The sequence below is a fragment of the Olsenella sp. KH3B4 genome, assembly GCA_900111695.1.
In the GTDB taxonomy this organism is placed as follows: Bacteria; Actinomycetota; Coriobacteriia; order Coriobacteriales; family Atopobiaceae; genus Tractidigestivibacter.
This window is the reverse complement of sequence record FOHD01000004.1, coordinates 127,203-151,386: the sequence shown is the minus strand read 5'-3', so window position 1 is coordinate 151,386 and position 24,184 is coordinate 127,203. Positions and strand designations below refer to the sequence as shown.

The 24,184-nt window shown below is 64.9% G+C and carries 19 protein-coding genes, 1 tRNA gene and 1 other RNA gene; 2 read left to right on the top strand and 19 right to left on the bottom strand.

The features are described 5' to 3' along the window. Window positions 1-35 precede the first annotated feature (35 nt). The 11 genes from BMX94_RS05260 to BMX94_RS05210 all read right to left on the bottom strand — a co-directional run bounded on the left by BMX94_RS05260 (window position 36) and on the right by BMX94_RS05210 (window position 12,624). Entirely contained in the window at window positions 36-1,472 is a 1,437-nt protein-coding gene (locus tag BMX94_RS05260) for an RsmB/NOP family class I SAM-dependent RNA methyltransferase (RefSeq protein ID WP_091004501.1), read from the bottom strand. A gap of 3 nt (window positions 1,473-1,475) precedes the next feature. Next, window positions 1,476-2,402: a methionyl-tRNA formyltransferase gene (fmt, locus tag BMX94_RS05255; RefSeq protein ID WP_091004499.1), complete on the bottom strand. Its 927-nt coding sequence runs from the start codon at window positions 2,400-2,402 to the stop codon at window positions 1,476-1,478. 1 nt (window position 2,403) lies between these two features. Continuing rightward, window positions 2,404-2,958 (bottom strand): peptide deformylase, encoded by a 555-nt coding sequence (def, locus tag BMX94_RS05250; protein ID WP_091004497.1) that lies wholly within the window; start codon window positions 2,956-2,958, stop codon window positions 2,404-2,406. A 46-nt stretch (window positions 2,959-3,004) separates the two neighbouring features. Beyond that, window positions 3,005-5,308, bottom strand: coding sequence for a replication restart helicase PriA (gene priA, locus BMX94_RS05245; protein WP_091004496.1), 2,304 nt, complete (start codon window positions 5,306-5,308; stop codon window positions 3,005-3,007). Window positions 5,309-5,661: 353 nt separating this feature from the next. Beyond that, complete coding sequence (locus tag BMX94_RS05240; RefSeq protein ID WP_091004494.1) at window positions 5,662-6,369, bottom strand: ABC transporter ATP-binding protein; 708 nt, start codon at window positions 6,367-6,369, stop codon at window positions 5,662-5,664. Continuing rightward, window positions 6,370-7,272: an ABC transporter ATP-binding protein gene (locus BMX94_RS05235; protein ID WP_091004492.1), complete on the bottom strand. Its 903-nt coding sequence runs from the start codon at window positions 7,270-7,272 to the stop codon at window positions 6,370-6,372. Next, window positions 7,265-8,464: a branched-chain amino acid ABC transporter permease gene (locus tag BMX94_RS05230; RefSeq protein ID WP_286160034.1), complete on the bottom strand. Its 1,200-nt coding sequence runs from the start codon at window positions 8,462-8,464 to the stop codon at window positions 7,265-7,267. Before BMX94_RS05230 ends, BMX94_RS05235 begins: the two co-directional genes overlap by 8 nt. 10 nt (window positions 8,465-8,474) lie before the next feature. Beyond that, complete coding sequence (locus BMX94_RS05225; protein WP_218138462.1) at window positions 8,475-9,350, bottom strand: branched-chain amino acid ABC transporter permease; 876 nt, start codon at window positions 9,348-9,350, stop codon at window positions 8,475-8,477. A 101-nt stretch (window positions 9,351-9,451) separates the two neighbouring features. Next, on the bottom strand, window positions 9,452-10,651 hold the full coding sequence (locus BMX94_RS05220; RefSeq protein ID WP_091004489.1) for an ABC transporter substrate-binding protein: 1,200 nt from the start codon (window positions 10,649-10,651) through the stop codon (window positions 9,452-9,454). A 171-nt stretch (window positions 10,652-10,822) separates the two neighbouring features. Continuing rightward, window positions 10,823-11,341, bottom strand: a complete 519-nt coding sequence (locus BMX94_RS05215) for a VanZ family protein (protein WP_091004487.1) — start codon at window positions 11,339-11,341, stop codon at window positions 10,823-10,825. Then, the gene (locus BMX94_RS05210; RefSeq protein ID WP_091004485.1) at window positions 11,341-12,624 is read right to left on the bottom strand and encodes a hypothetical protein; all 1,284 of its coding nucleotides are present in this window, start codon (window positions 12,622-12,624) and stop codon (window positions 11,341-11,343) included. Before BMX94_RS05210 ends, BMX94_RS05215 begins: the two co-directional genes overlap by 1 nt. A 233-nt stretch (window positions 12,625-12,857) precedes the next feature. Here BMX94_RS05210 and BMX94_RS05205 point away from each other — a divergent pair, with 233 nt between their 5' ends. After that, window positions 12,858-13,643: an SDR family NAD(P)-dependent oxidoreductase gene (locus BMX94_RS05205; RefSeq protein WP_091004483.1), complete on the top strand. Its 786-nt coding sequence runs from the start codon at window positions 12,858-12,860 to the stop codon at window positions 13,641-13,643. A gap of 194 nt (window positions 13,644-13,837) precedes the next feature. Here the strand turns inward: BMX94_RS05205 and rho are convergent, their stop codons facing one another. The 8 genes from rho to ssrS all read right to left on the bottom strand — a co-directional run bounded on the left by rho (window position 13,838) and on the right by ssrS (window position 22,671). Continuing rightward, window positions 13,838-16,057 (bottom strand): transcription termination factor Rho, encoded by a 2,220-nt coding sequence (gene rho, locus BMX94_RS05200; RefSeq protein WP_286160033.1) that lies wholly within the window; start codon window positions 16,055-16,057, stop codon window positions 13,838-13,840. A 286-nt stretch (window positions 16,058-16,343) separates the two neighbouring features. Further along, window positions 16,344-17,057 (bottom strand): MarR family transcriptional regulator, encoded by a 714-nt coding sequence (locus tag BMX94_RS05195; protein WP_286160032.1) that lies wholly within the window; start codon window positions 17,055-17,057, stop codon window positions 16,344-16,346. A 185-nt stretch (window positions 17,058-17,242) separates the two neighbouring features. Then, window positions 17,243-19,087, bottom strand: a complete 1,845-nt coding sequence (gene argS, locus BMX94_RS05190) for an arginine--tRNA ligase (protein ID WP_091004482.1) — start codon at window positions 19,085-19,087, stop codon at window positions 17,243-17,245. Window positions 19,088-19,183: 96 nt separating this feature from the next. Then, the gene (locus tag BMX94_RS05185; protein WP_091004480.1) at window positions 19,184-20,677 is read right to left on the bottom strand and encodes a nicotinate phosphoribosyltransferase; all 1,494 of its coding nucleotides are present in this window, start codon (window positions 20,675-20,677) and stop codon (window positions 19,184-19,186) included. Between the two features lie 75 nt (window positions 20,678-20,752). Beyond that, window positions 20,753-21,064: a hypothetical protein gene (locus tag BMX94_RS05180; RefSeq protein WP_091004478.1), complete on the bottom strand. Its 312-nt coding sequence runs from the start codon at window positions 21,062-21,064 to the stop codon at window positions 20,753-20,755. A 54-nt stretch (window positions 21,065-21,118) separates the two neighbouring features. Beyond that, on the bottom strand, window positions 21,119-22,129 hold the full coding sequence (locus tag BMX94_RS05175) for a radical SAM protein (protein ID WP_286160031.1): 1,011 nt from the start codon (window positions 22,127-22,129) through the stop codon (window positions 21,119-21,121). Window positions 22,130-22,198: 69 nt separating this feature from the next. Continuing rightward, window positions 22,199-22,274: transfer RNA gene (locus BMX94_RS05170), tRNA-Ala, on the bottom strand. A 239-nt stretch (window positions 22,275-22,513) separates the two neighbouring features. After that, a non-coding RNA gene (ssrS, locus tag BMX94_RS10900) (6S RNA) lies at window positions 22,514-22,671 on the bottom strand. 246 nt (window positions 22,672-22,917) lie between these two features. On the opposite strand from ssrS, the gene BMX94_RS05165 reads away from it, so the two are divergent. Next, entirely contained in the window at window positions 22,918-24,165 is a 1,248-nt protein-coding gene (locus tag BMX94_RS05165) for a glycosyltransferase family 4 protein (RefSeq protein ID WP_091004473.1), read from the top strand. The last annotated feature ends 19 nt before the right edge of the window (window positions 24,166-24,184 follow it).

The window sequence follows — 24,184 nt, the reverse complement described above, 5'->3', positions numbered from 1 at the left end:
ATACGGCGCAAGGAGGGACAGGCCATGCCTAAGGGCTACGCCTCGCGGACGAGAAGCGCCAGGAAGTGGCCGTCAAGCGGCAGCTCAGGCGTACCAGCACGAGAGGTGCGCACCATCCCATAGGGTCCGATCATGTCTGTGACCAGCTGTTGGGCGAGAGGTGGCAGCGACGCGAAGGCAGCCGTCGAACGGGGACTCACCAGCGAGAAACGCGAGCCCTCCGGGCACGCAAGGAACGCCTCGACCACCCCCTCGTCCTCCTCGCGCAGCTCGGAGCAGGTGGCGTAGGCAAGCGTGCCGCCGGCGCATACGCGCTTGGAGGCGGCGCGGAGAAGCTCCAGCTGGAGCGCAGGGAGGGACCTGCCCGCCGGACGGATTGCGGGCTCCTGGAGCGACCAGGCAATCTCGGGGTGCCGTCTGAGCGTGCCCGTACCAGAACAGGGGGCATCCACAAACGCGGAGTCGAAGCTCTCCGCGAGCTCAGGCGGGAGGCCCTCCTCGCCAAGGCGTCTTCCGTCCAATGCGGTGCAGGTCACGGCTTTGTCCAGGCCCGCGCGCTCCATCCGGGCGCGCGACACGGCAACCTTGAAAGCCTCGGAATCCACCGCGGCAATGCGTGCGAGGCCCCCACGGCGAAGCGAGCAGGATTCGAGCAGGAGCGACTTGGTTCCTCTCCCCTGGCCCACCTCAAGCATGCGAGTGCCGGGCGCAGGAGAGGCAAGCCAAGCCACGACCTGCGCCGCCATGTCTGCGGGGACAACGTCCACGGCATCAACGAGCCCTGAGGTGGCAAGACCCGCGGCCGAGGAGAGCGCGAGGCACCCGGGCAGACAGGTAGCCCGAGGCATGAGGCCCGCCGCAGAGAGCAGGTGCTCTACCTCGGCGTCATTGTGCAGGCAGGCATTGCCGGCAACGTAGGTGCCGGATGCGTCCATGGCAGAGAGGGCCATCCGACACGCACCCTCGGTGCCCAGCGAGACCACGAGCTCGTCTGCGAGCCACTGCGGCAGCGCGGCAACGAGCGCGATGTCGGAGGCGGTGCAGTCGCGACGCTCCACGCGCTTGCGTGCGTGGGCGATCGCGGGCAGGTCCTCCCCCGCAACGCGATGCAGCACCGCGTTGGCCAGGCCGGCACCATGAGGCGAGACGCGCCGCACGAGCTCAACACCCTGGCTGATTGCCACGGGTGCGGGCGTCGCGAGCCACAGGAGCTCGAAGGCCGAGATGCGCAGCGCGTCTCGCACGCGCGGCTCGAGGTGGCCGCGGCGCAGGTGGGCGTCGAGAAGTGCGTCGACGACACCAGACGTGCGGACGCCCCCCAGGGCAAGCCGGGTTGCGAGGGCACGGTTTGCGGGCGTCAGGCGAGCCACAGGCGCGGAGGTGCGAAGCAGGTCACGCGCGCGGGCGTCTCTGCGCCGCACGTTGGAGAGGATGTCCGCAGCAGCGATGCGGGCGGGCGAGAGCGTTGCCATGCGCTAGGCACGCTCCCATGGAGCGCCATTGGCACCGTGCAGGCCCTGAGCCCACGCAGAGGCGTCCATCTCGCGCTTGCCGTCGGGCTTCACGCGGAGAAGCTCAAGCGCGCCGTCCACGCAGCCCAGGAGCACGCGTCCGTGAGCCGCCAAGACCTCACCAGTGCCTATCTGCGGCGCATTGACATCTGCAACCGTGGCGAGCACGACGCGCACACCCCTACCCGCAACCTGGCAGCGCGCGGGAGCGGCATCGGTCGAGGCCTGTACGCGAAGCGCGTTTACGTCGCACGCGTCTGCCGGGTCAAGGCGCATCTCGCCCTTCTTGACCTTCTCGGCAAACGTGACCTGTGAGGGGTCCTGCTCGTGCCACGTTACCGAACCATCCGCGATCTGTGCCGCGGCGGCAACGAGCTCGGGAGCCCCCGCCTGCGCCAACTCGTCGAAGAGCTGGCCCGCCGTCTTGGTGCCAATGGGCGTGGCCACCTGGCGGCACCATGCCCCGGCGTCGAGGTCGTGCGCCACGCGCATGATCGAGATGCCGGTCCTCTCGTCACCGGCAAGAATGGCACGCTGGATGGGAGCGGCGCCACGCCAGCGCGGCAAGAGCGAACCGTGCACGTTGATGGCGCCCAAGGGCGCCACGGCGAGAAGCTCGTCGGGCAGGATGCAGCCAAACGCCACCACACAGATGAGGTCCGGCTGCGCGGCGCGCACGGCATCGACGGCCGCGGCGTCCATGCGCTTGGCCTCGAGCACGGGAAGGCCCAGCTCAACGGCGCACGCCTTCACCGGAGAGGGCTCGAGCTTCTTGCCGCGCGAGCGCACGGCATCGGGGCGCGTCACCACGAGCGTGACGTCGTAGGCGGCGGCAACGGCCTTGAGCGACGGCACCGCAAACTCGGGGGTGCCCATGAAGACGATGCGCATGCTAGCCCTCCTCGACCTCCACGTCGCCGGGACGCGCGCCGGCGTCAAGCGCCTCCTGGTACTCCGACATCGCGCGCACGCGTGCCGAGGGAGACAGGTGATCGATCATGGTCACACCGTGCAGGTGGTCAATCTCGTGCTGCAGGCACACGGCCAAGAGGTTGTCGGCCGCCTCGTACTGCATGAGGTCACCGTCGAGGTTCTGCGCCTGCACCACCACGTGGCTGGGTCGCTTGACCTCGACCGTAATGCCGGGGAAGGAAAGGCACCCCTCGCCCGTGGTGCGCTCGGGGCCGTCCGCCGTGATGATCTTGGGGTTGATAAGGACATAGGGGTTCTTCTTGGACCCCTTACCCGACCAGTCGACGTCGATGACCACAATCTGCTTGGCAACGCCCACCTGCGGTGCGGCAAGGCCGCAGCCGTCGGCGGCGTACATGTCGCGCAGCATGCGCTTGGCAAGGGCGCGAATCTCGCCATCGATCTTCTCGACAGGAGCGCACTCCTCGGTAAGCACGGGTGCGGGCGAGAGCACGATTTCGTCCAGCGGGTTCATTGCATCCTCCAATGCAGCGCGACTTCTCGCGCGAGTTGTGTCTTGCCTACATGAGGTTGTAGGCGTCTATATCCAATGCCATGTTAATACCCATACCGCGCCCTATGCCTGCGGCGCACTCCGAGACCACACCGCCAAGATCTGCGTCGAGAGGCGCCTTCACCATCACGTGGCGACGGGACCTGTCCTTCACGCGGGCCTTCACGCAGTCTGCGGGCCCCAAGACCTCCCAGCCGGAGAGGCCGGAGACTTTCTCGCGCAGGGCCGCAGCCACCTTTGCCGACGCGTCCTCCACGGCACGGGCATTCTTTCCCCACACCAAAATGTTTGCGAGGCGCGAGAACGGCGGGTAGGAGGCCTCCTTGCGCTCGGCAAGCTCGGGGGCGAGAAAGACGTCGCGCCGGTGCGAGAGGACCGCCTGCATGGCCGGATGAGTTGCCCAGTAGGTCTGCACGATGACCTCGCCCGGGCGCCCTCCCCTGCCGGCTCGGCCGGCCACCTGCTCCAAGAGGTCGTAGGTCCTCTCGGCAGCGCGAAAGTCGGGCAGCTTGAGCATGGTGTCCGCGTTGATTACGCCCACGAGCGTGACCTCGGGGAAGTCGAGGCCCTTGGCTATCATCTGCGTGCCCACGAGCACCGCACACTCCGCCGCATCGAAGCGCTCGAGCAGCCGCTGGTGGGCGCCCTTCGCGCGCGTGGTGTCCGCGTCCATGCGAATGACCTCGACACCCTCGGGCAGGAGCATGGCAAGCTCGTCCTCGACGCGCTGGGTTCCCACACCGTAGGCGCCCAGGTAGCGGCTACCGCAGTTGGGGCAACGGGTCGAGGGGTCTGGGTAGGCGCGCACGGGCCAGCTGCGGCCGCATGTGTGGCACACGAGGGCGTGGGTGCGCTCGTGGTACGTGAGCGCCGTGGAGCAGTGCGGGCACTCGGGCACGCAACCGCACTCGCGGCACATGAGGAAGTTCGCGAAGCCGCGCCTGTTTAGGAGCAGCACGGCCTTCTCGCGCCTCTCTGCCACGCCTTCGAGCGCACGGCGCAGGGGCTCCGAGAAGACCGAGCGCGAGCCGCCCCTGAACTGCGACGCCATGTCCACGATGGTCACCTTGGGAAGCACGGCGCCACCAGGCCTCTCGGGCATCTCTACGCGCGTCCAGCGCGCTTCGCGCCACGAGCCCACCTCGCAGCGACGCAGGCTCTCGAGCGAAGGCGTTGCCGAGCCGAGCACCAGCGCGCATCCCCACTCCTTGGCCATGCGTGCCGCGACCTCGCGCGCGTGGTAGCGCGGGCTCGAGTCCTGCTTGTAGGAGGACTCGTGCTCCTCGTCGATGATGATGAGGCCAACGTTGGCGAGCGGCGCAAAGAGCGCGGAGCGGGCGCCCACCACCACGTGGACGACGCCCTGACGCACGAGGTCCCACTGGTCGAAGCGCTCGCCGGTGGACAGGCGCGAGTGGAGCACGGCCACGTTGTCGCCAAAGCGCGAGCGGAAGCGCCCCACGGTCTGCGCCGTGAGCGAGATCTCGGGCACGAGGACCAGTGCACCCTTGCCTGCGGCAAGTGTTCGCTCGATGGCCTCGAGGTAGACCTCGGTCTTGCCGGAGCCAGTCACGCCGTCAACGAGAACCACGTCGCCAGCCGCGCGGGTGCGTGCCTCGTCAATGGCAGCAACGGCTGCGAGCTGGCCTTTTGTGAGGCGCTCGGGACGCGGGGCGTTCGCCGAGGAGAGCGTGGTCTTCTCGCCGCCGCGAATCTGGCGGCGCGTCTCAACGCTCACCACGCCACGCTTCGCCAGCGCGGTCACGGCAGCCGAGGCGCCGGGGATGGTGGCCGAGAGCTCGGCCAGACGCATGGCACCTGCGGAGAGCGCCTCCAGGACCTCGCGCTGACGACTCGCGTTGCGCGCGGGCTCAAAGCCCTGGGCGCCCGGGGCCAGCGAGACCCAACGGGCATCGGCGGGCGCGGCCTTCTCGGCAACAAGCTCCCATGGGGCGTCCGGCGACTCGCGGGTCACGCGGACCTTCTGGCCGGGAGCAAGGAAGAGGCGAACGGCGTCGGCCAGGGGACAGGCGTACTCGTGCGCAATCCAGCGGGCAACGGCAGCGGAATGCGGGCCAAAGGCTGCGGGCGCGAGGACCTGCGCCACCGAGAGAAGGCGGGCGGGCGCCACGTCTGCAGGGGGCTCGTTGGAGGTGGCCATCACGTAGCCCACGGCGCTTCTGTGCGAGAAGGGCACGAGCACCGTGACACCAACGTCTACCTGGTCCTCGATGGCCTCGGGGATGGCATAGTCGAACGTGCCCTCGAGGGAACGCGTGGATATATCAAGCGCGACGCTCGCAAAGCGCACGGATGCCCCTCCCCCCGCTGTTGAGAACTTCTCGCGCCACGTGCAGCGGCGCCAACGGGAACCGATTGTAGCCGATGCGCGTGGCGTCCCTACGCGTGAGACTCACGCGCGGCGCCGGAGGGCGGGTTTTGCAGCAGGCGCGTACGAAGTCGCTGCTGTAGCGCCGTTCTGGCGCCACAGGGCCAGTTCCCGCAGCTACTGCGTACGTAACCTCCGCTGTGGCACCAAATTGGCGCCGGAGCGCACGTTATCGCAGCAAATAGCCCGATACCGTCACCTCCGGCGCCAATATCTCGCCGAGAAACGCATGTCATTGCCGAGCACGGCAACCTGGGACGAAAAGCCCCTTTGCCTCACCCGCCGAGGTAGGCCTTGCGAACGTCGTCATCAACGAGAAGCTCGGCGCCCGTACCGGTCTTCACGATCTTGCCGGTCTCGAGCACGTAGCCGCGCGCAGCCACCTTGAGTGCCATGTTGGCGTTCTGCTCGACCAGAAGAATCGTGGTGCCATTCTTGTTGAGCGCCTGGATGATCGAGAAGATCTCGTCCACGAGAATGGGCGCCAGACCCATCGAGGGCTCGTCGAGCATGAGGAGCTTGGGGTGGCTCATGAGGGCGCGTCCCATGGCGAGCATCTGCTGCTCGCCGCCGGAGAGCGTGCCGGCAACCTGGTTCATGCGCTCCTTGAGGCGTGGGAAGTGCTCGTAGACAAGCTCGAGCGTCTCCTTGTTCTCGGCATCGGTTCGCGTGTAGCCGCCCATGTCGAGGTTCTCGGCGACGGTCATGTGCGTGAAGACGCGGCGCCCCTCGGGGCACAGGGCAAGCCCGCGCTCCACGATCTTGTGCGGCTTGATGCCCACAAGCTCCTCGCCCTTGAACTCGATGCTGCCAGAATCCGGCTTGATGAGCCCGGCGATGGTGTTCAGCGTGGTCGACTTGCCAGCGCCGTTTGCGCCGATGAGGGTCACGATCTCGCCCTCGTCGATGTCGAACGAGATTCCCTTGACAGCCTTGATGGCGCCGTACGAGACGGCAAGGTCGCTTACGGAGAGCATGGCCATCTACTTCACCCCCTGCTTGCCGAGGTAGGCCTCGATGACCTTGGGGTCGTTCTGGATCTCCTCGGGCGTACCTTTCGCGATGATGCGCCCGTAGTCCAGGACGCCGATGACCTCGCAGATGCCCATGACGAAGCTCATGTCGTGCTCGATGAGCAGGATGGCAATCTGGAAGTCGTCGCGAATCTTCTCAATGTTCTCCATGAGCTCCTCGGTCTCGGCGGGGTTCATGCCGGCCGCGGGCTCGTCCAACAGCAGCACCTTGGGATTTGTGGCGAGCGCGCGCAGAATCTCCAGGCGACGCTGAGCACCGTACGGGAGGTTGCCGGCGCGCTCCTTGGCCAGACCCTGCATGTTGAAGATGCCGAGAAGGTCCATCGCCTTGTCGTGGAACTCGTCCTCCTGCTTCCAGTGCTTGGGAAGGCGAAACACGTCCGTGAAGAGCCGCGTCGACATCGAGTTGCCAAAGCCCACAAGGACGTTCTCCTCAACCGTCATCTTGTTGAAGAGGCGGATGTTCTGGAACGTACGGGCGATGCCCATCTTGTTGACCTCGACCACGCTCTTGCCGGCCGTGTCGTAGCCGTCGAGCAGAATGGTGCCGCGCGTGGGCTTGTACACGTTGGTGAGCAGGTTGAAGATGGTCGTCTTGCCCGCACCATTGGGGCCGATAAGACCCGAGATCTCGGTGCGTCCCATGGCGATGTTGAAGTCGTCCACGGCGGTAAGGCCGCCAAAGTCGATACCGAGGTGCTCTGCCTGGAGGACGGGCATCTTGCCAAGGTCACGCTCGGGAACCAGGTTGGGGGTCTCCATCTGCACAAGCACGGAGCGGCGGCGCTTGGACGAGTCTGCCTTGGCCGCGTTGGTCGCGGTCTCGACCGTCTTGGTCTCGTCGTTACTCATGGGCGTTTGCCTCCTTCCCTGTGTCCTTCTCGGTGGTTGCTGATGGCGCACCAGGTGCCGCAGCAGGAGCCGCAGCCTCGACGGCAGGCGTCGCGGCGGGGGCAACGTCCTCCGGACGCTTGCCGTGGTTCATGAGGCGCTCAATCACGCGGGACATCGAGAAGTCGTAGTCGCCAAGAAGGCCCTCGGGACGGAAGATCATGACCAGGATCAGCACGACGGCGTAGACCACCATGCGGTAGTCGGAGACAGCACGCAGGGCCTCGGGCAGGATCGTGAGGACAGTCGCGGAGATCACGGAGCCGAGCATGGAGCCCATGCCACCGAGAACAACCATGACCAGGATCTCGATCGACTTCATGAAGCCGAACTTGGCCGGCGCCATGACGCCGATGCAACCCGCGTAGAGGCCGCCTGCCACGCCCGCGAAGAACGCGGAGGCCACGAAGGCGAGCGTCTTGTAGTACGTGGTGTTGACGCCGCAGGACTCGGCCGCGATCTCGTTGTCGCGGATTGAGAGAATGGCGCGGCCGTGGCGCGACTTCATCATGGTGTGGATGAGGAAGAGCGAGATGGCTACCACGATGAACGTGTTGAGGAAGTTGGTGTACGAGGGTATGCCCGTGAGGCCCTTGGCACCGCCGGTGAGCGTAAAGCCAAGGACGCCGTCGATGTTCTGCATGACCACGCGGATGATCTCGGCAAAGCCCAGCGTGATGATGGCAAGGTAGTCGCCCTTGAGGCGCAGTGCCGGCACGCCGATGATGAGGCCGCAGATAGCGGCGCAGAAGCCGCCAAAGATGATGCCCAGAACAAAGAGCCCCATGGCAGCGGGGGTGGCGTTCGCGAAGTCACGCGTGGTCACGCCCACGACGTCCATCATCCGCATGATGAAGATGGCGCACGAGTAGCCGCCCACGGACATGAAGCCGGCGTGACCGAGCGGCAGCTGGCCGAGGTAGCCGGTCGCGATGTTGAGCGAGACGGCGAGGATGATGTAGATGCCGATCTGCTCGATGACGCCCGTCTGATAGCGGCTCACCACGCCGCCATCGATCATGAGCTCGCCCACGACGAGAAAGACCACGACGAGGACGGCGTTAATCAGATAGCGCATGGGCATGGAGAGGCTGCGATAGCCGGAGGCAGCCGGCGTGTCTGCCTGCGCAGTTGTTGCCTTAGTTGCAGTCACGGCTTCCTCCTTAGACTTTCTCGGTCATCGGGCGGCCCAGGATGCCGGTGGGCCTCACCACGAGGACGATGATCAGAAGCAGGAACACCACGGCGTCCTGCCAGACGGACAGGCCGATGGCAGAGACGAAGACCTCGGCAAAGCCTACGAGAAGCCCGCCGATGACGGCGCCGGGGATGGAGCCAATGCCGCCGAGAACCGCTGCCACGAAGGCCTTGGTGCCCAGCATGATGCCCATCGTGGGCGTGGCCTGCGAGTACGCCATGCTGTAGAGCACGGCGCCAATACCCGCGAGGGCGGAGCCCACGGCAAAGGTGAACGAGATAGTGTTGTTCACGTTGATGCCCATGAGGCGAGCGGCACCCATGTCCTCGGAGACGGCGCGCATGGCCTTTCCGAGCTTGGTCTTCTGCACGAGGATCGTGAGCACGATGGTCGAGATGGCCGTCACCACGATAGTGATGATGGCGTTCGCGGAGAGCGAGACGTCACCAATGCTCATGTTGTGCAATTCGAAGTATTCGGGGACCACCTTGGCGTCGGCGCCAAAGACCAGCTGCGCGCCATTCTCGAGGAAGTACGAGACGCCGATTGCGGTAATGAGCAGGCTCATGCGCGGCGCCTCGCGAAGCGGCTGATAGGCCACCTTGTCGATAAGGACGCCGAGAACAGCGCACCCGGCAATCGAAAGGACAATCGCCAGCACCGGGCTGAGACCCAGCTGACTCATCACAATCCACGAAATGTAGGCACCGACCATGATGATGTCGCCATGGGCGAAGTTGAGCAACAGGATGATGCCGTACACCATCGTGTAGCCCAGGGCGACAAGCGCGTAGATGCTGCCCAGCTGAAGACCGTTGAGCACCTGCGTCAGTATCGTCACGGCACAACACTTCCTCTCTTGAACACGGGTCCTGTAGAACCAAGGAAGCGCCGGGGCTGCGTGCGCACCCGGCGCTTCCCTCATTAAACCTAGCAGAAGACCTACTCGCCCTTGACGGTCTTGGAGACCTCCTGGGCACCATCCTTGAAGGTGATGATCAGGGTGGACTTCACAGGGTCGCCCGTGCCGGAGTAGGAGATGTCACCCGTCACGCCCTTGGCGGTTCCGGAGGCGATGGCGTCGACGACGGCCTGCTTGTAGTCGTCAGAGCCATACGTGGCCTTGCCGTCCTTCTCGACGGTCTCGATGGCGTTGAGAAGAATCATGGCCGCATCATAGCCAAGAGCGCAGAAGTTGGAGGGCGTGTCGTTGTACTCGTCCTTGTAGGCCTTGATGAAGTCCTGGACCTTCTCGTCCTCGTTCTCGGCCACGAAGGAGCAGTCATAGTAGCAGCCCTCGAGGTCCTCGGCGCTCGCGTACTCCTCGTCGCCGCCAACGATGTTCGACCAGCCGTCGGCACCCAGGAAGACGCCGGTGTAGCCGAGCTTCCTCGCCTGGGTCACGATCTTGCCGTCGTCCTGGTAGTAGTTGGGCGAGAAGATCGCGTCGGGCTTGGTGGCAATGATGTTGGTGAGCTGAGAGTTGAAGTCGGTGGCGCCGGCGGGATAGCCCTCGGAGTCGCTCACGGTGACGCCCTTCTTGCCGGCCTCCTCGGTGAATGCGTCAGCGACGCCCTGCTCGTAGTCGCCACCCTGGTTGTAAATCACGCCCACGGTCTTGTAGCCCTGGTCGGCGGCGAAGTCGGCCATGAGCCTGCCCTGGTACGGGTCGGTGATGCAGGCGCGGAAGTAGTTGTTGCCGTAGGAGATGACGTCGGCCGCAGTGGCGGAGGGAGTCACGCAGGGCAGGTTGTCCTTGACGGAGGCCTGTGCCACGGCGATGGTGGGCGTGGAGGTCACGTCGCCGATGATGCCCACGACGCCGTCCTCGACGAGCTTGTTGTAGACGTTGACGGCCTCGGTGGCGTCGCCCTTCTCGTCCTGGGTGTCGAGCTCGACCTGCTTGCCGTTGATGCCGCCGTTGCTGTTGACCTGCTTGACGTAGAGCTCGGCGCCATAGCGGCAGGCGAGGCCGTACTGGGCCACGTCACCGGTATAGGGTCCCATGAGGCCGACCTTGATGGTGTCGGAGCTGGAGCCGTCAGAGGAACCAGAGTTCCCGCCGCAGGCGGCAAGGCCAAGGCCCATGCCCGCGACTGCACCGGCCTTGACGAAGCTACGCCTGGAAATGTTGGTGTTCATACGAACCCTCCCTTGTCGTGACCGCGCGAACGTCCCGCGCGGAGGTTGTGGACAACTGTATGGAAGGGCGGCGGGGGTTGGCCTGCCGCCCCCGAAAGCTTATTCGAGACGTAACACATGAACCAGCTTTGTAACATCCGCAAGCTGGGAACACGCTGTGAGGACAGGAGGTTACGGCCGTACGGCGGCACCCCCACCGCGTCGCTTTGCCGCATGGCGGGAGACGAGCAACGCTATGAGCGTGCCACAGGCAACGCCGCAGAGGTCGATGAGGACGTCGCGGGGCGAGGACTCGCGTCCTGGCACGAAGCGCTGGATCGTCTCGTCTGCCACGGGAACGAGAACCACCACAAGGGGGTCGAGCCAGCGGGGATACCTCCCCTCCCGAGCCGGAAGCAGAAGCGCGGGCACGCTCAGCGCTCCCAAGACCGTGTACTCAAGAAAGTGGGCCGTCTTGCGCACGGCAAAACTCATGGCGGCCTCGCCCGAGATGCCCAGCGCGTTGAGAAGGGGCGCCACCAGGGCGACCACGCGCGAGCTTTCGAGCGATGACTGCGGCCCCTGCACGAGAGAGTGCCCCCACACAAAGGCGACCCACAGGCAGAAGGCGAGCACCCACCTGCGATGGTGGGCGCTCGACCCGAGTCGTCCATTTGCGGCGCCCGTGGGCTCCCCCGCCTCCCAGCGCATCACGCCTCCAGCGCCTCGACCTGCGCGAGGGGGTTCGAGCCAGCAAAGTGACGCGGGCGGTAGCCGCCGTCAGGCGTGGCTCCGTGCTTCCCAGACGCCATGTGACGTCCGCGGACGCGGAGCGCCGAGGTCTGGGTGCCACCCTCGATGACACGCAGGTAGTCGCGGGAGGACCTGCGCACTGCGGCGGAGGGGTTGCGCGAGAACTCGTCAGCCAGCAGGTAGTCGACGTACGTCTCGGTGTCGACAACCTCGGGATGGCCCGCAGGCGGCTTGAAGTTCAGGAACTGCGTGGGCTGGGCGATGTCGTCGGGCTCATCAAGCGAGTCCTCGTCGCCAACGCAGTCCGAGAAGGGCTCGAGGCACGTGGGGGCGGAAGGCTTTGCCTGTGCAGCCGACTCCGTAGTCGGCGACGCCGTTGTGCCGATCTTCTCGTCCATCGCCTTGAGCGCGCGGTCCCAGTCGTCTTCGGTGACGTCCTCCACGCTGCGCTTCTCGGGATAGGCGTCCTGCTCCACGGGAGCAACGCGACGGGATATTTCACGCGGACCGACAGACATGAACTGCAGGTCATCGATGCCGGCGGCGCCAAACTCCGACGGAATGGCATCCGCCGCGCCCTCGCCAATGCCCACGGGCCCAGAGACGGCAGGCCCCACGGCGGCGGTCCACCAGGGGGTTCCCACGTCTCCCACCGAGCCGTCCGCGCGTTCGATAACGGGAAGGCCTTCCATGCGGTTGGCGTCAATGCGCGCCGAGAGGGTCGCCGCCACGCCCTGCGCGCGCGTGGCCATGCGCTTGCGGAAGCTCTGCTTCTCCACATAGTTCTCGGCGATGTCCTCGTAGTCACGTGCGGCATGCGCACCCGAGGCAGGGCTGCCATCCGTGCGGTAGTGCGTCTCGTCTGCATGCGAGCCTTCGGCCTTGCGGCACGAGGCGTGCGGCACCTTCTCGGAGCGCATGTGGCGCGGCGCGAGAGAGCCACGAGCATCCTGACCCGCGTTTGTCTCGCCAGCTTCCGCAGGCTCATCAGCCTGGCTCGCAGAACCCCGCCTGCGCGCAAAGGAGCTTACAAGGGCATAGGTTCCAAGCGTGACAAGAACGCCGCCGGCAAAGCTCACGCAGACGGCACCTGCGGTCTCAGGGTCGATGCTTGAAAGGTTGATGTTTGAGAGCGCGTCGAGAGGGGCTGTGCCCTCCTCTGCCATGGCGGGGGAAGGCATGCCGAGGGAAACAACGCCGAGAAGGCCGGCAACAACTGCGGGGCTCCTCCTGCACGTCATCCTGCTACACCTCCCGATGCCTGGCGCCCAAAAGCGGCGCAGCGAGAGACGAACAGGGTTACCTTGCTACCTAGAGCGCGCCCCACAGGGGGGCTGCTGGTTGGTGGGCAACGGCGTTGTTCGTCTTTGGCTGCATGTGCCGTCGCGACACTCGCGTGTCATCAAATCTACGTATCAGACTATACTTTTCACCATTCCAAATGCAAGCAGAGAATTGTTATGGGGAGGGCAAGATGTCCAACATCGCTGTAGTTACCGGAGCGTCCTCGGGGGTCGGCCGCGAGTTCGTCCGCCAGCTCGACCGTGGGGCAGGTGGCCCCCTCGACCAGATTTGGGTTGTTGCGAGAAACGCGCAGGCCCTCGAGGTCATCGCCGAGCAGACGGCCACGCCCACGCGCGTGTTCGCGCTCGACCTCACAAAGCGCTCGTCATACGAGTGCCTGCGCGACGCGCTTGATGACGAGGCGCCCACCGTGCAGTGGCTTGTGAACAGCGCGGGCTTTGGGAAGTTTGGCGACTTTGGTCAGATTTCTGAGGAGAACGAGAGCGACATGGTTCGTCTCAACTGCCTTGCCGTGGTCGAGACCATCTACCACTGCCTCCCGCACATGGTTGCCGGCTCGCGTGTGGTGAACATGGCCTCGATTGCCGGACTCATCCCCCAGCCAGGCCTCTCGACCTACTCGGCGACTAAGCGCTTTGTGGTTGACCTCTCGCGCACCCTCGACTACGAGCTTGGTCCTGTGGGCATTCACGTGTGCGCCGTGTGCCCCAAGTTCATGGAGACGGGTTTTCTCGCCAATCCCGGCGATGCGCGCGAGGTGCGCCGCATGACAACCATTGGCTTCGAGAAGCCCGCAGACGTGGTGAGAAAAGCGCTGCGAGCGGCGGTGCTTGGTCGCTCCACCTGTGTGACCTCGCCGGACATGCTAGCGGCCAGCATTGTGGCAAAGGTGCTGCCGGCAAGTTGGGTCATGAGGTCGCAAGACCTTCTCTTCACCGCACGCACTGGCGAGTAGTGCTTGCGGCGCATTGACGCCGCAGCGGGGGTTTCGTACGGCGTCGCTGCGGGAATGCGCCTTGCGGCGCCAGGACGGCGCCGTAGCTGGGGTTTTGTACGGGGTTGCTGCTTAGAACTGTCCCTCCGACGCCAGAACGGCGCCGGAGGGCGAACTTCCGCAACTTCCCAACGCGCAAAAGCCAGCGACGAGACCTACATCACGTATTCGTTCTGCGCGGCCTTCTTGGCAGAGCGAATGAGGAACTCCTCGTTGGAATTGGTTGCCTTCAGGCCCTTGACCAGCGCGGATGCAGCCCTCTCGGTATTGTTCATATTTGCGAGAACGCGGCGGATTCCCCACACGAACGGCGTGATCTCGGCCGGCAGGAGCAGGTCCTCGTTGCGCGTGCCCGAGGAAACCGGGTCGATTGCAGGGAAGATGCGCTTGTCGGCAAGCTCGCGGTCGAGCTTGAGCTCCATGTTGCCCGTGCCCTTGAACTCCTCGAAGATGACTTCGTCCATCTTCGAGCCGGTATCCACAAGCGCGGAGGCGATGATGGTGAGCGACCCGCCGTTCTCGATGTTGCGGGCAGCGCCCAGGAACTTCTTGGGCGGATACAGCGCAGCGGAATCAACGCCACCGGAGAGGATGCGGCCGCTCGCGGGCTGAGCGAGGTTGTAGGCACGTGCCAGGCGCGTGATGGAGTCGAGAACCACCACGACGTCCTCGCCAAGCTCCACAAGCCTCTTTGCATGCTCGATGACCAGCTCGGACACGGCAGTGTGGTTGTCCGCCGGCATGTCGAAGGTCGAGGCCACAACCTCGCCGTGAATGGAACGCTGCATGTCGGTAACCTCCTCGGGGCGCTCGTCCACAAGCAGGCAGACGAGGTGCACCTCGGGGTTGTTTGCAGCAATGGACTGGCAGATCTTCTTGAGAACCGTAGTCTTGCCGGCCTTGGGCGGGCTCACGATAAGGCCGCGCTGCCCCTTGCCAATAGGGGCGACAAGGTCGATGGCACGTCCGGTGATGGAGTCCTTCCCGTGTTCCATGACCAGGCGCTCGTTGGGATAGATGGGGGTGAGGTCGCGGAAGCGCGGACGATTCTTCATGGCTTCGGGGTCGCGACCGTTCACGTGCGCAATGGCTATAAGGGGCGGATACTGGACGGGATACTTGGTGTTGGTGCGGGCGGGACCAACGGTTCCCTCAATGTGGTCGCCCGGACGCAGCGCGTAGTTGCGAATGAGCTGCTGGCTCACGTATGCGTCGTTGTCACCCTTCATGTAGTTGCCGGTGCGCACCCAGCCTGCACCGGCATTGCCAATCTCGAGAATGCCATCGACGGGACGGAACCCCTCGGCCGCGGCTGCGGCACGGTATACGGATTCGACGAGGTCGGACTTGTGGACACCCACGTACTCGACGCCAAGCTCGGCGGCCTTTGCGCGAAGGTCTGCCACCTTCATGGTCTGCAGCTCGTCACGGGTGAGCGAGGGCTGGGTTTGGACCTGCTGGCCGTTGTGGCGGTTGTGCTGCTTGTGGTTCTGCTGGTTGCGACGGTTGAAGCCGTTCCCGTCTCCCCCGTTGCCATTGTTGAAGCGGTTGTTGCCGGAGTTGTTGTAGCTAACGCGCCGGCGCCTCCCCTGCTGCTGACCTTGCTGCTCGCCACGCTGGCCATGCTCGCGAGGCTGCCTCTGGAAGTGGCCCTGCTGCTCGTCAGCGCGATCGGCCTCGGCGAGGGTCGTGGCGGGCATGGGGGCGGGAACCGAGCTGGCTTGCGTGGCCTCCTGCGTCACGCGCGTCATCTCCGCGAAGCTCGAATGGTCATGCTCATCGTGCTCGGCTGACTCTGAAGGCCGGTGTTCGGGCTGCTCGGGGACGGCCTGCCCACGCTCCGCCGCCTCCGCTTGGGCACGCTCGTCTGCCTCAATCTGGGCGCGCGTACGGCGACGGCGACGGGGCTTGGGCGTCGACTGCTCGCCCGAGGAGGGCTCTGGCGGCTCGGAGGCAGCGGACTCGGCCGCGCTGGGAGCCACCCCCTCTGCTGCTGCCGCCGCCTTGGCCTTCTCGTCAGCTTCGATCTGGGCGCGCGTACGGCGACGTCGACGGGGCTTGGGCGCCTCGTCAGGCGAGCCATCGGTGGCCGCGGAAGCCTCTACAGGCGCTGTCTCACCACCAAGGGGAAGCTCTCCCTGCGCCGCAGCGGATTCCTCCACTTTCTTCCGAGAAGTACGACGGCGCCGAGGTTTGGGCTCCTCATCTGCGGTGGGTTGGCCATTGGCCGACGCAGACTCGGCAGATGCTGCCTTGGCGAGCTTCTCCGCCTCGATCTCGGCACGCGTACGCCTCCGGCGACGGGGCTTTGGAGCCTCCTCAGGTGCCTTCGCCGGGGTAGCGCCCATAGAATCCGAGGGTGTCTCGTCTGTCATGCTGATTTAACCTTTCACTCTCACGCGGGGCGCAGGGCGCGCCATGCCGTCGTGCAAATTAAGCAATTGATGGGCTTCGTAGAGGCCGGTGATCGATGTGCCCTCTTGGCACGGCTCTGTAACGGCTGCAAATACGCCGCTCATCACATGCAGGGAGGGTTTCAACGCGTATTCATGCGCACAGGCGTGCTCACATGGCGCTGCGTCTGCGTCACTATAGCACGACCTGCACGAACGTGCACGTCAAGGCGAAAATCAGGCTCAGAGGAACCATGCCGCAGCGGAGCTACTCCCCTGCTTGCTCGGCTACCTGCTCGGGCTCCGCCTGCCTCTGTCCCCTGGGACGGCGCTTCACGACGATCTCGCCAATGCGCGCGGCAACCTCCGAGGCGCGCACAGAGCCCTGAGGCGTGAGCGATAGCCCAGACGCCCGCGATGGCCCGCGCCCAATGAGGCCTTCTGCCACAAGGGACGAGACAGACATCGAGACCGTGGGCTGCAACAGCCCCAGCTCGTCCACGAGACCCGTGATGGTGACCGGACCGGAATCTTCGAGGTACATGGCGAGAAGTACAAGGTCTCCCGCCTTGGCAAAGACCGACCCCATGGCATCGACGTACTTGACGATGCGCTCGGGCTGCGTACGAGAGAGAGGCTGACCGGGCAGGATCTCCTTGCAGGTGAGCGAGGAGAGCTCCTCGACATGGAGAGCGCCCTTTGGCGTGACGGCGCACACGACATTGCGACGATCCCTGCCGCCCTCCCCACGGGAGATGAGGCCCAGCTCCTCCAGGTGATTGGTGCGATGGGTCATGGTGGGCCGGAGCGCTCCCTGGTACTCGGCAATGGCCGAGGTCTTCAGCGGCTCACCTGCCACCTGCAGACGGCAAAGAACTGCAAACTCCTCGAACGTGAGTCTGTCACGCGCAGGCTGTGACTGACGCACGAGGTTGTACGCTCTGCGTACCGACATGTACTCGCGCAGGTCCACAAGGCCCACCTCTGTCTCTAGCCGCACCCGAACGTATGGGACGACGTAGTAGTGCCAGGCAACGCACACCCGATGCTAACCCGCGGCCCTCTTTAAAGAACAAGTATATCTTAATGTGTATCCCGTGCCGAAACAACAGCATATACGTGCTATTTGCTGCCGGGGCATCCACACAAAAGAGGGAGGCTTGGACACTACATGCTCTGCGGCGCGTGAACCCCGCAGAATTCGAGCGTAAGCGCGAGCACCCTGCGCGTGGCGTCCACGGCGGCGAGGCGAGCCTTCGAGAGCCCCTCGTCCACCGGGCGCCCCTTGCTGGGAAGCACCTGGCACACCGTGTAGAAGGAGTGGAAGTCTCCCGCCAGCTCCTCGGCGTAGTGCGTGAGGCGGAAGGGGGCACGGTCACGCGCACAGCCCTCAACAAGCGCGGGGAACTCAGAGATCTTGCGCGCGAGCGTCGCCTCGGTGGGATCGGTGAGCAGCGAGAGGTCGTACTTCTCGCCCACCGCACGCCTGGCGACCTCGTCCATGCCGAGCTTCTCGGCCTCCTCGGCCGTCACTCCCGCGCCCTTGCGCAGAATCGAGCAGATGCGCGCGTGCGCGTACTGCACGTAGTAGACGGGGTTGGTGTTGTCCTGCTTCTTGACCTTCTCGATGTCGAAGTCAATCATCTGGTTGCTCGACTTGGAGATGAGCGTGTAGCGCGTGGCATCCACGCCAACCTCGTCCATAAGCTCCTTGAAGGGAATCATGGTGCCCTTGCGCTTGGACATGCGCACCGGCACGCCGTCGCGCAGCAGGTTTACGAGCTGGCCGAGAAGGACCTCAAGCTTGCCGGGGTAGCCAAGCGCGGCGCAGGCGGACTCCACGCGCTGGATGTAGCCGTGGTGGTCGGCGCCCCAGATGTCGATCACGTGGTCGACGCGCTGGAACTTGTTCCAGTGGTACGCCACGTCGGAGGCGAAGTAGGTGTACTCGCCGTTGGTCTTGATGAGCACGCGGTCCTTGTCGTCGCCGAGCGCGGTGGAGCGGAACCACAGCGCGCCGTCCTTGTCGCGGTAGAGGTAGCCCATCTCGTCCAGGCGCGCGAGGGCACGGTCGACGGCTGAGGTCCCGTCCTCGCCCTTCTCGTAGAGTGAGCGCTCGGAGAACCACACGTCAAAGTGGCAGCGGGACTCGTCGAGCGTGTTGCGGATCGAGTCGAGCATGAGCTTGTAGCCGCGCTCGCGGAACTCGAGCATGCGCTCCTGGGCATCCGCGTCGACCCAACGGGTACCGTCCGCCTCCATGAAGTAGCGGGCCACATCGATGATGTAGTCACCGCCGTAGGCGTTGCCGCCGAGGTTCTTGTTGAAGGCGTCCATGTAGGGGTGAAGCTCGGGGTGCGCGTCCTGCTCGTCTGCCACGAAGGCCTTGCGGTCGTCGAGAAGCACCTGCACCGCCTCGTCGAGCGAGCACCCACGCTCCGAGACCACCTGGGCAAGCTGCAGGTAGCGCTCGGCAACGGAGCTGCCAAAGACGTCCATCTGGCTGCCGTGGTCGTTGATGTAGTACTCGCGCTCTACGTTGTAGCCCGCGTGCTCCATCACGCGGCAGAGCGAGTCACCGAGGGCAGCCCAGCGGCCGTGACCGATGTGGAGCGGGCCCACGGGGTTGGCGGAGACAAACTCGACCTGGACCTTCTCGCCGGCGCCAATGTTGGAGCGGCCAAAGTCGTGCCCCTGCTCGCGCACCGTGCGGAAGACCTCGTTGTTTGCCGCGGCCGAGAGATAGAAGTTCACGAAGCCGGGACCAGCGACCTCGACCTTGGAAATGCCGGGGTCCTTCTCCATGTGGCTCACGATGGCCTGCGCGATGGCACGGGGCGCCATGTGGGCGAGACGAGCGGAGCGCAGGGCGAGCGTGGTAGTCCAGTCACCGTTGCTTGCATCCGCGGGGCGCTCGAGACCAAGGTCCCCAACCTCGAAGGAGGGCAGGTCGCCCGCCTCCTGTGCGTCCGCGACGGCCTTCCTGACAAGCTCCTCAATCTTCTCGGGCATGTGCCCCGTCCTTCCGTAGTACCTGCGCGCCCCCTGGCGCGCTTCCGTGTGCAGCAGTGTAGCAGAGGCGTTGGCAGACGCCGAGGTGCGGATGAGCTAGAGCCTCACGCGCGACGAGCCGCTTCGCTCCTCTGCCGCGAGGTCACGACGAAGCGCGGCAAGGCCCTGCTCAAGTCCCACCGGGTAGGCCTGCGGGTTGAGGAAGCGGGTGATTGCCGGGTCGAGATGCATGAGCGCGTTGTGGCAGCGCGAGCGGGACTCCTCGATGTCCACCGGTGCGCCCATGCGCTTGCCATGCTCGACGTAGCAGGTGAGAAGCTCGCGCGGCGTGCCGGAGAGGGCGTAGGACGAGAAGGGATCGAGAATGTCCTCCATGCTCGTGGCGGCCGCAGCCTCGCCGCGCACGTAGGTGTCGTCGAGAATCATGTCACCCACGGGGCAGTGGTCGTCGTCGAGGAAGCGCAGGACGTGCTGGACGCCGGGGATCGTGCGCTTGTAGGCCTGCTCGGAGAGCTTGATCACAGGGTTCCACGGGGCGTCCGCCGAGTCGCGGACGGCCGAGAGCTTGTAGACGCCGCCAAGCGAGGGCTGGGGATCGCAGGTGGCGAGCTTGGTGCCCACGCCAAACGAGTCGATGGGAGCACCCTGGGCATAGAGCGACTGGATGGTGTACTCGTCCAAGTCGTTCGAGGCAGAGATCTTGACGTAGGGCAGGCCCGCGTCATCGAAGGCCTTGCGGGTCTCCTTGGTGAGCTTGGCAAGGTCGCCGGAGTCGATGCGGATGGCAGCCAGGCGCTCGCCCGCCGCTTCCATCTCCTTGGCGACGATAATTGCGTTCTTGATTCCCTGGTGGACGTCGTAGGTGTCCAGGAGCAGCACGCAGTTCTTGGGGCTCGACTTGGCGAAGGCACGGAAGGCGTCAAGCTCGGTGGGAAACGCCATGACCCAGGAGTGGGCGTGGGTGCCAAAGACGGGGATGCCGTAAATCTTGCCCGCGAGCAGGTTGGAGGTGGAACTCGCGCCGGCAATGTAGGAGGCGCGGGCAACGGCGAGGCCACCGTCGGGTCCCTGGGCGCGCCTCAGGCCAAAGTCAGACACGGGGTGCCCCTCGGCCGCGCGCACCACGCGCGAGGTCTTTGTCGCCACGAGGGTCTGGAAGTTCACAAGGTTGAGCAGGGCCGTCTCGATGAGCTGGCAGTCGATGAGCGGACCTTGGACGCGCACCATGGGCTCACGCGGGAAGACCACGTCGCCCTCGGGCACGGCGTGAATCGTGAGGTCGAGGTGGTGGTTGCGCAGGTACTCGAGGAATGCCGGCTTGAACATAGAGCCGCCGCCGGGTGCGGGGATGCTGGCGAGATACTCTATGTCCTCGTCGTCGAAGACGAAGTTCTCGACGAGGTCGGGAATCTGGCCCATGCCGCAGGCGATGGCATAGCCGCCGCCGAAGGGATTCTCGCGGAAGAAGGCGTTGAACGTTGCCTGCGTGTCCACAAGGCCAGACTCCCAGAAGCCCTGGGCCATCGTGAGCTCGTAGAGATCGGTGTTAAGCGAGACGTCGGTTGGCTTGGTGCGGTCCGTGAGCGACATGGCTGATTCTTCCTCCCGTATTGGAACGCCCGCCGCGAGACTTCTCCCGCGCCGGGCGCCTTCCTGCTGTATGCCTTATCCGAGTGCCATGGCGAGAAGCCACACCACGGCTACGACGACAACCGCGGCTATGACGATCTTCTGGCCTTTTGGCATGCGCAGGTCGTCGTCATCGGGCTCCATGAGTTGACGGCCCTTCTCGCGCGCCTCGGCAATGCGCCGCTGCTCAGCGGCGTCCTTCTCGCTAGCTACTTTCTCGGCCTTCAGGCGCTCGAGCTCCGCGCGCTCGCGGGCAGCGGCCTGGGCCTCCTCGCGGGCGGCCTTCTCGGCGCGAAGCCTCTCGAGCTCTGACCTCTCCTCGTCGGAGAGCGGCGTGTTCTCTGGCATGGAACCTCCATAGTGGGCGCGCGATGTGCGCGCGATTGCCTACAGATGCTGAGTCTATACCCCTTTGGGGCCGCTGGTCAGCGGTGAGGCCGTTTCCTGGAACCCGGGAAGCTCCGGTCCCTCGACCCCCGTAGCGTCAAAGGCAGGCACGAAGCTCTCGGAGACGGTTCCGCCCTCCTGCCACCAGATGTTCTCGAAGCCAAGGTCGTCCGCGTGGCACAGGACAATCTCGTACTCCTCGTCCGTCACCGCGCGCGCAAGGTCGCCGCCGGCCTTGCGACAGGTGTCGTTGGGCGTGTACTGGTTCATGACCGAGAGGTCGGCGGCGTTGCCGCAGGTGTCCCACACGCGGTCGAGAACCGCGCAGGAATCGTCCACGTGGCCGGGAAGCACCAGGTGCCGCACGATGACGCCGCGCTTCATGGCGCCGTCCTCCCCCACCAGCCGGCCGCCTGCCGCGCTCACGGAGGAGATCATCTCTTCCAGCGCCGCTGCGGCAACGCTGGGGTAGTCGCGCGCGGCCGAGAGGGAGCCTGCAAGCGCAGGGCTTGCGTACTTGAAGTCGGTCAGCCAGATGTCGATGACATCGGACATCGCGCGAACGACCTCGGGCAGCTCGTAGCCGGAGGTGTTGCAGACCGTGGGGATGGCAAGGCCATGCTCCCGGGCGAGAAGCACCGCCTCGCGAACCGTGGGAGCAAAGTGCAGCGGTGTCACGAGGTTGATGTTGAGCGCGCCCTGGGACTGAAGCTCGAGCATCATCTCGGCGATGCGGGAGGTAGAGACGGCAAGCCCAAAGCCCTCCTGCGAGATCTGGTGGTTCTGGCAGAAGCGGCAGCGGAGGGGGCAGCCCGTGAAGAAGATGGCACCCGAGCCTGTCTCGCCCGAGATGGACGGCTCCTCCCAGAAGTGGAGCGCGGCCCTCGCGACGCGCGGCGTTGAGGTGGCGCCGCAGATGCCGGCCTTGCCCTGGGATCGCGCGGCGCCGCAGCGGCGCGGGCACAGCGTGCAGGCATCGTAGGAGGATGCGTCCAGCTTGGCGAGAAGACCTTCCATCCCTGCCATGCTCCCATCGGGCTTGGAGACAAGATAAGAAAAGGGCCCAAGCTTTGTGCCCGGGCCCCACAGATTCCATGGTGGAGATGAAGGGATTCGAACCCTCGGCCTCTGCCTTGCGAAGGCAGCGCTCTCCCAGCTGAGCTACATCCCCAGGCGCACATGCGCGGGAGCCATTGTCGCAATTTGCCGGGTCCGTGTCAACGACAATGTGCGGGATTTGCGAAAGAGCGTCACAGAGAGGGGCGCAAAGGTGCCGCAGCGGGGGTTACGTACGAGATTGCGGCGGGGACGCGCCCTGTGGCGCCAAAACGGCGTCAAAGCGGCACCGGAGCGAGGTTCTCCCCCGAGACTGCGGCGCGCAGCGCCGCGAGCAGCGCCGAGACAAAAAAGTCGCCCCCTGCGGATACGATTATGAACCCACCTTCATAAGGTGGGTGTCCTCACCGTCCGTTCCGGCTTCCCCAACAACGGAGGATCCCCTTCCAGGACGAAATGTCGGACTCCCTAGTAACGCTTGTCGGTTCACCCAGTTTGTACCGCAGGGGGACGACACATCCAATGTAGGCGAACACACACCCCAACGCTAGTCTTGACATCGTGAGCGGTGGTCACACAATGGATGTGTTGGGCACTATGTGTGCAGTATGCAATTGGCACTCAAACGAGCCGCAGGTAAATCGCCGTGCGGCTCTTCTCGTCTTTACGCTGAGAACCGCTTACCAGCACGTTTTCCCACGTTTCTGTGTATTATGTCTCGCTAGGAAAAGGCGACAACGAGGGGGAGGTGTCAGACGGTGCCCAGGTATTGGCTATCGTTTCTCTGCCTGTTTGCCGCATCTCTCGCCTGCGCGCTAGCCGTAACGCCCCTTGCACGAAAAATCGCCATCCGCGTTGGGGCGGTCGACTACCCCAGCAAGCGGCGCGTCAACAAGACGCCTACGCCCCGCATGGGCGGCATCGCAATCTTCGCGGGCATCGTTGCGGCGTTTGTGGTCCAGTACATCGGCACCACATTCTTTGGCTGGCCGGTGGTTCTCGTGCCGTCCCCGCGGCTCTCGGTTAATTACTGGATGCTGGTGCTCGCCTTTGTCATCATCTTTGTAACGGGGCTGCTTGACGACAAGTACACCCTCACCCCAAAGGCAAAGCTTGCCGGCCAAATACTCGCGGCCACCGTTGCCGCTTTGGGTGGCCTTGTCATTGGCGTGATTGCCAACCCCTTCGAGCCCGGCGAGTTCATCGAGCTGGGCTGGCTCACCTACCCCGTGACCATTGTCTACCTTGTTGCCTACGTGAACATCATCAACCTGATTGACGGGCTGGATGGCCTCGCCGCAGGCATCTCATGCATCGCGAGCGTGACCACGTTTGTGCTCTCGATCTGGGCCGGCCGTTTGGACGCCGCGGCGCTTGCGTGCGCCATCGCTGGCTCGACGCTGGGCTTTCTCCATTACAACTTCCACCCCGCAAGCATCTTCATGGGGGACTCCGGCTCGCTGACGCTGGGGTTTGCACTGGGCACCATTTCGCTTCTCTCGGTGACGAGAATCGCAGGTCTCACCACGATAATCGTGCCGCTGGTGATTGCGGGGATCCCCATCATCGACACGTTTTCCGCGATTGTGCGGCGCACGCGCGCACACGTGAGCGTGGGACGAGCGGATCGTGGACACATCCACCACCGCCTGCTTGCCGAGGGCTTTGACCAGAAGCAGGCGGTGCTTGTGGTATACGCGTGGACCGCGCTCCTCTGTGGCGGCGCGCTTGTCATGACACAGGTCACCACGATTCCGCGCATCTGCATTTTCCTCGTGCTTCTGGCTGTATCCGGAGCGTTTGCCAACCACCTACACCTTTTCGAGCCCGTCCTGCGCCACCACAAGGACCCCCATACCGGAGACGACGAGCTTGTGGGCCCAGATGACCCGGCCTTTGCCGAGGAGGCCGAGAAGGCCCGTGAGAAGCGCGAGGAGCGACGCGAAGAACTTCTCGGCATACGGCCCGAGAGCAAGGACAAAGACTCCGCCGAGAAGCACGAATAGCCTCGGCGGGATTGAGTTC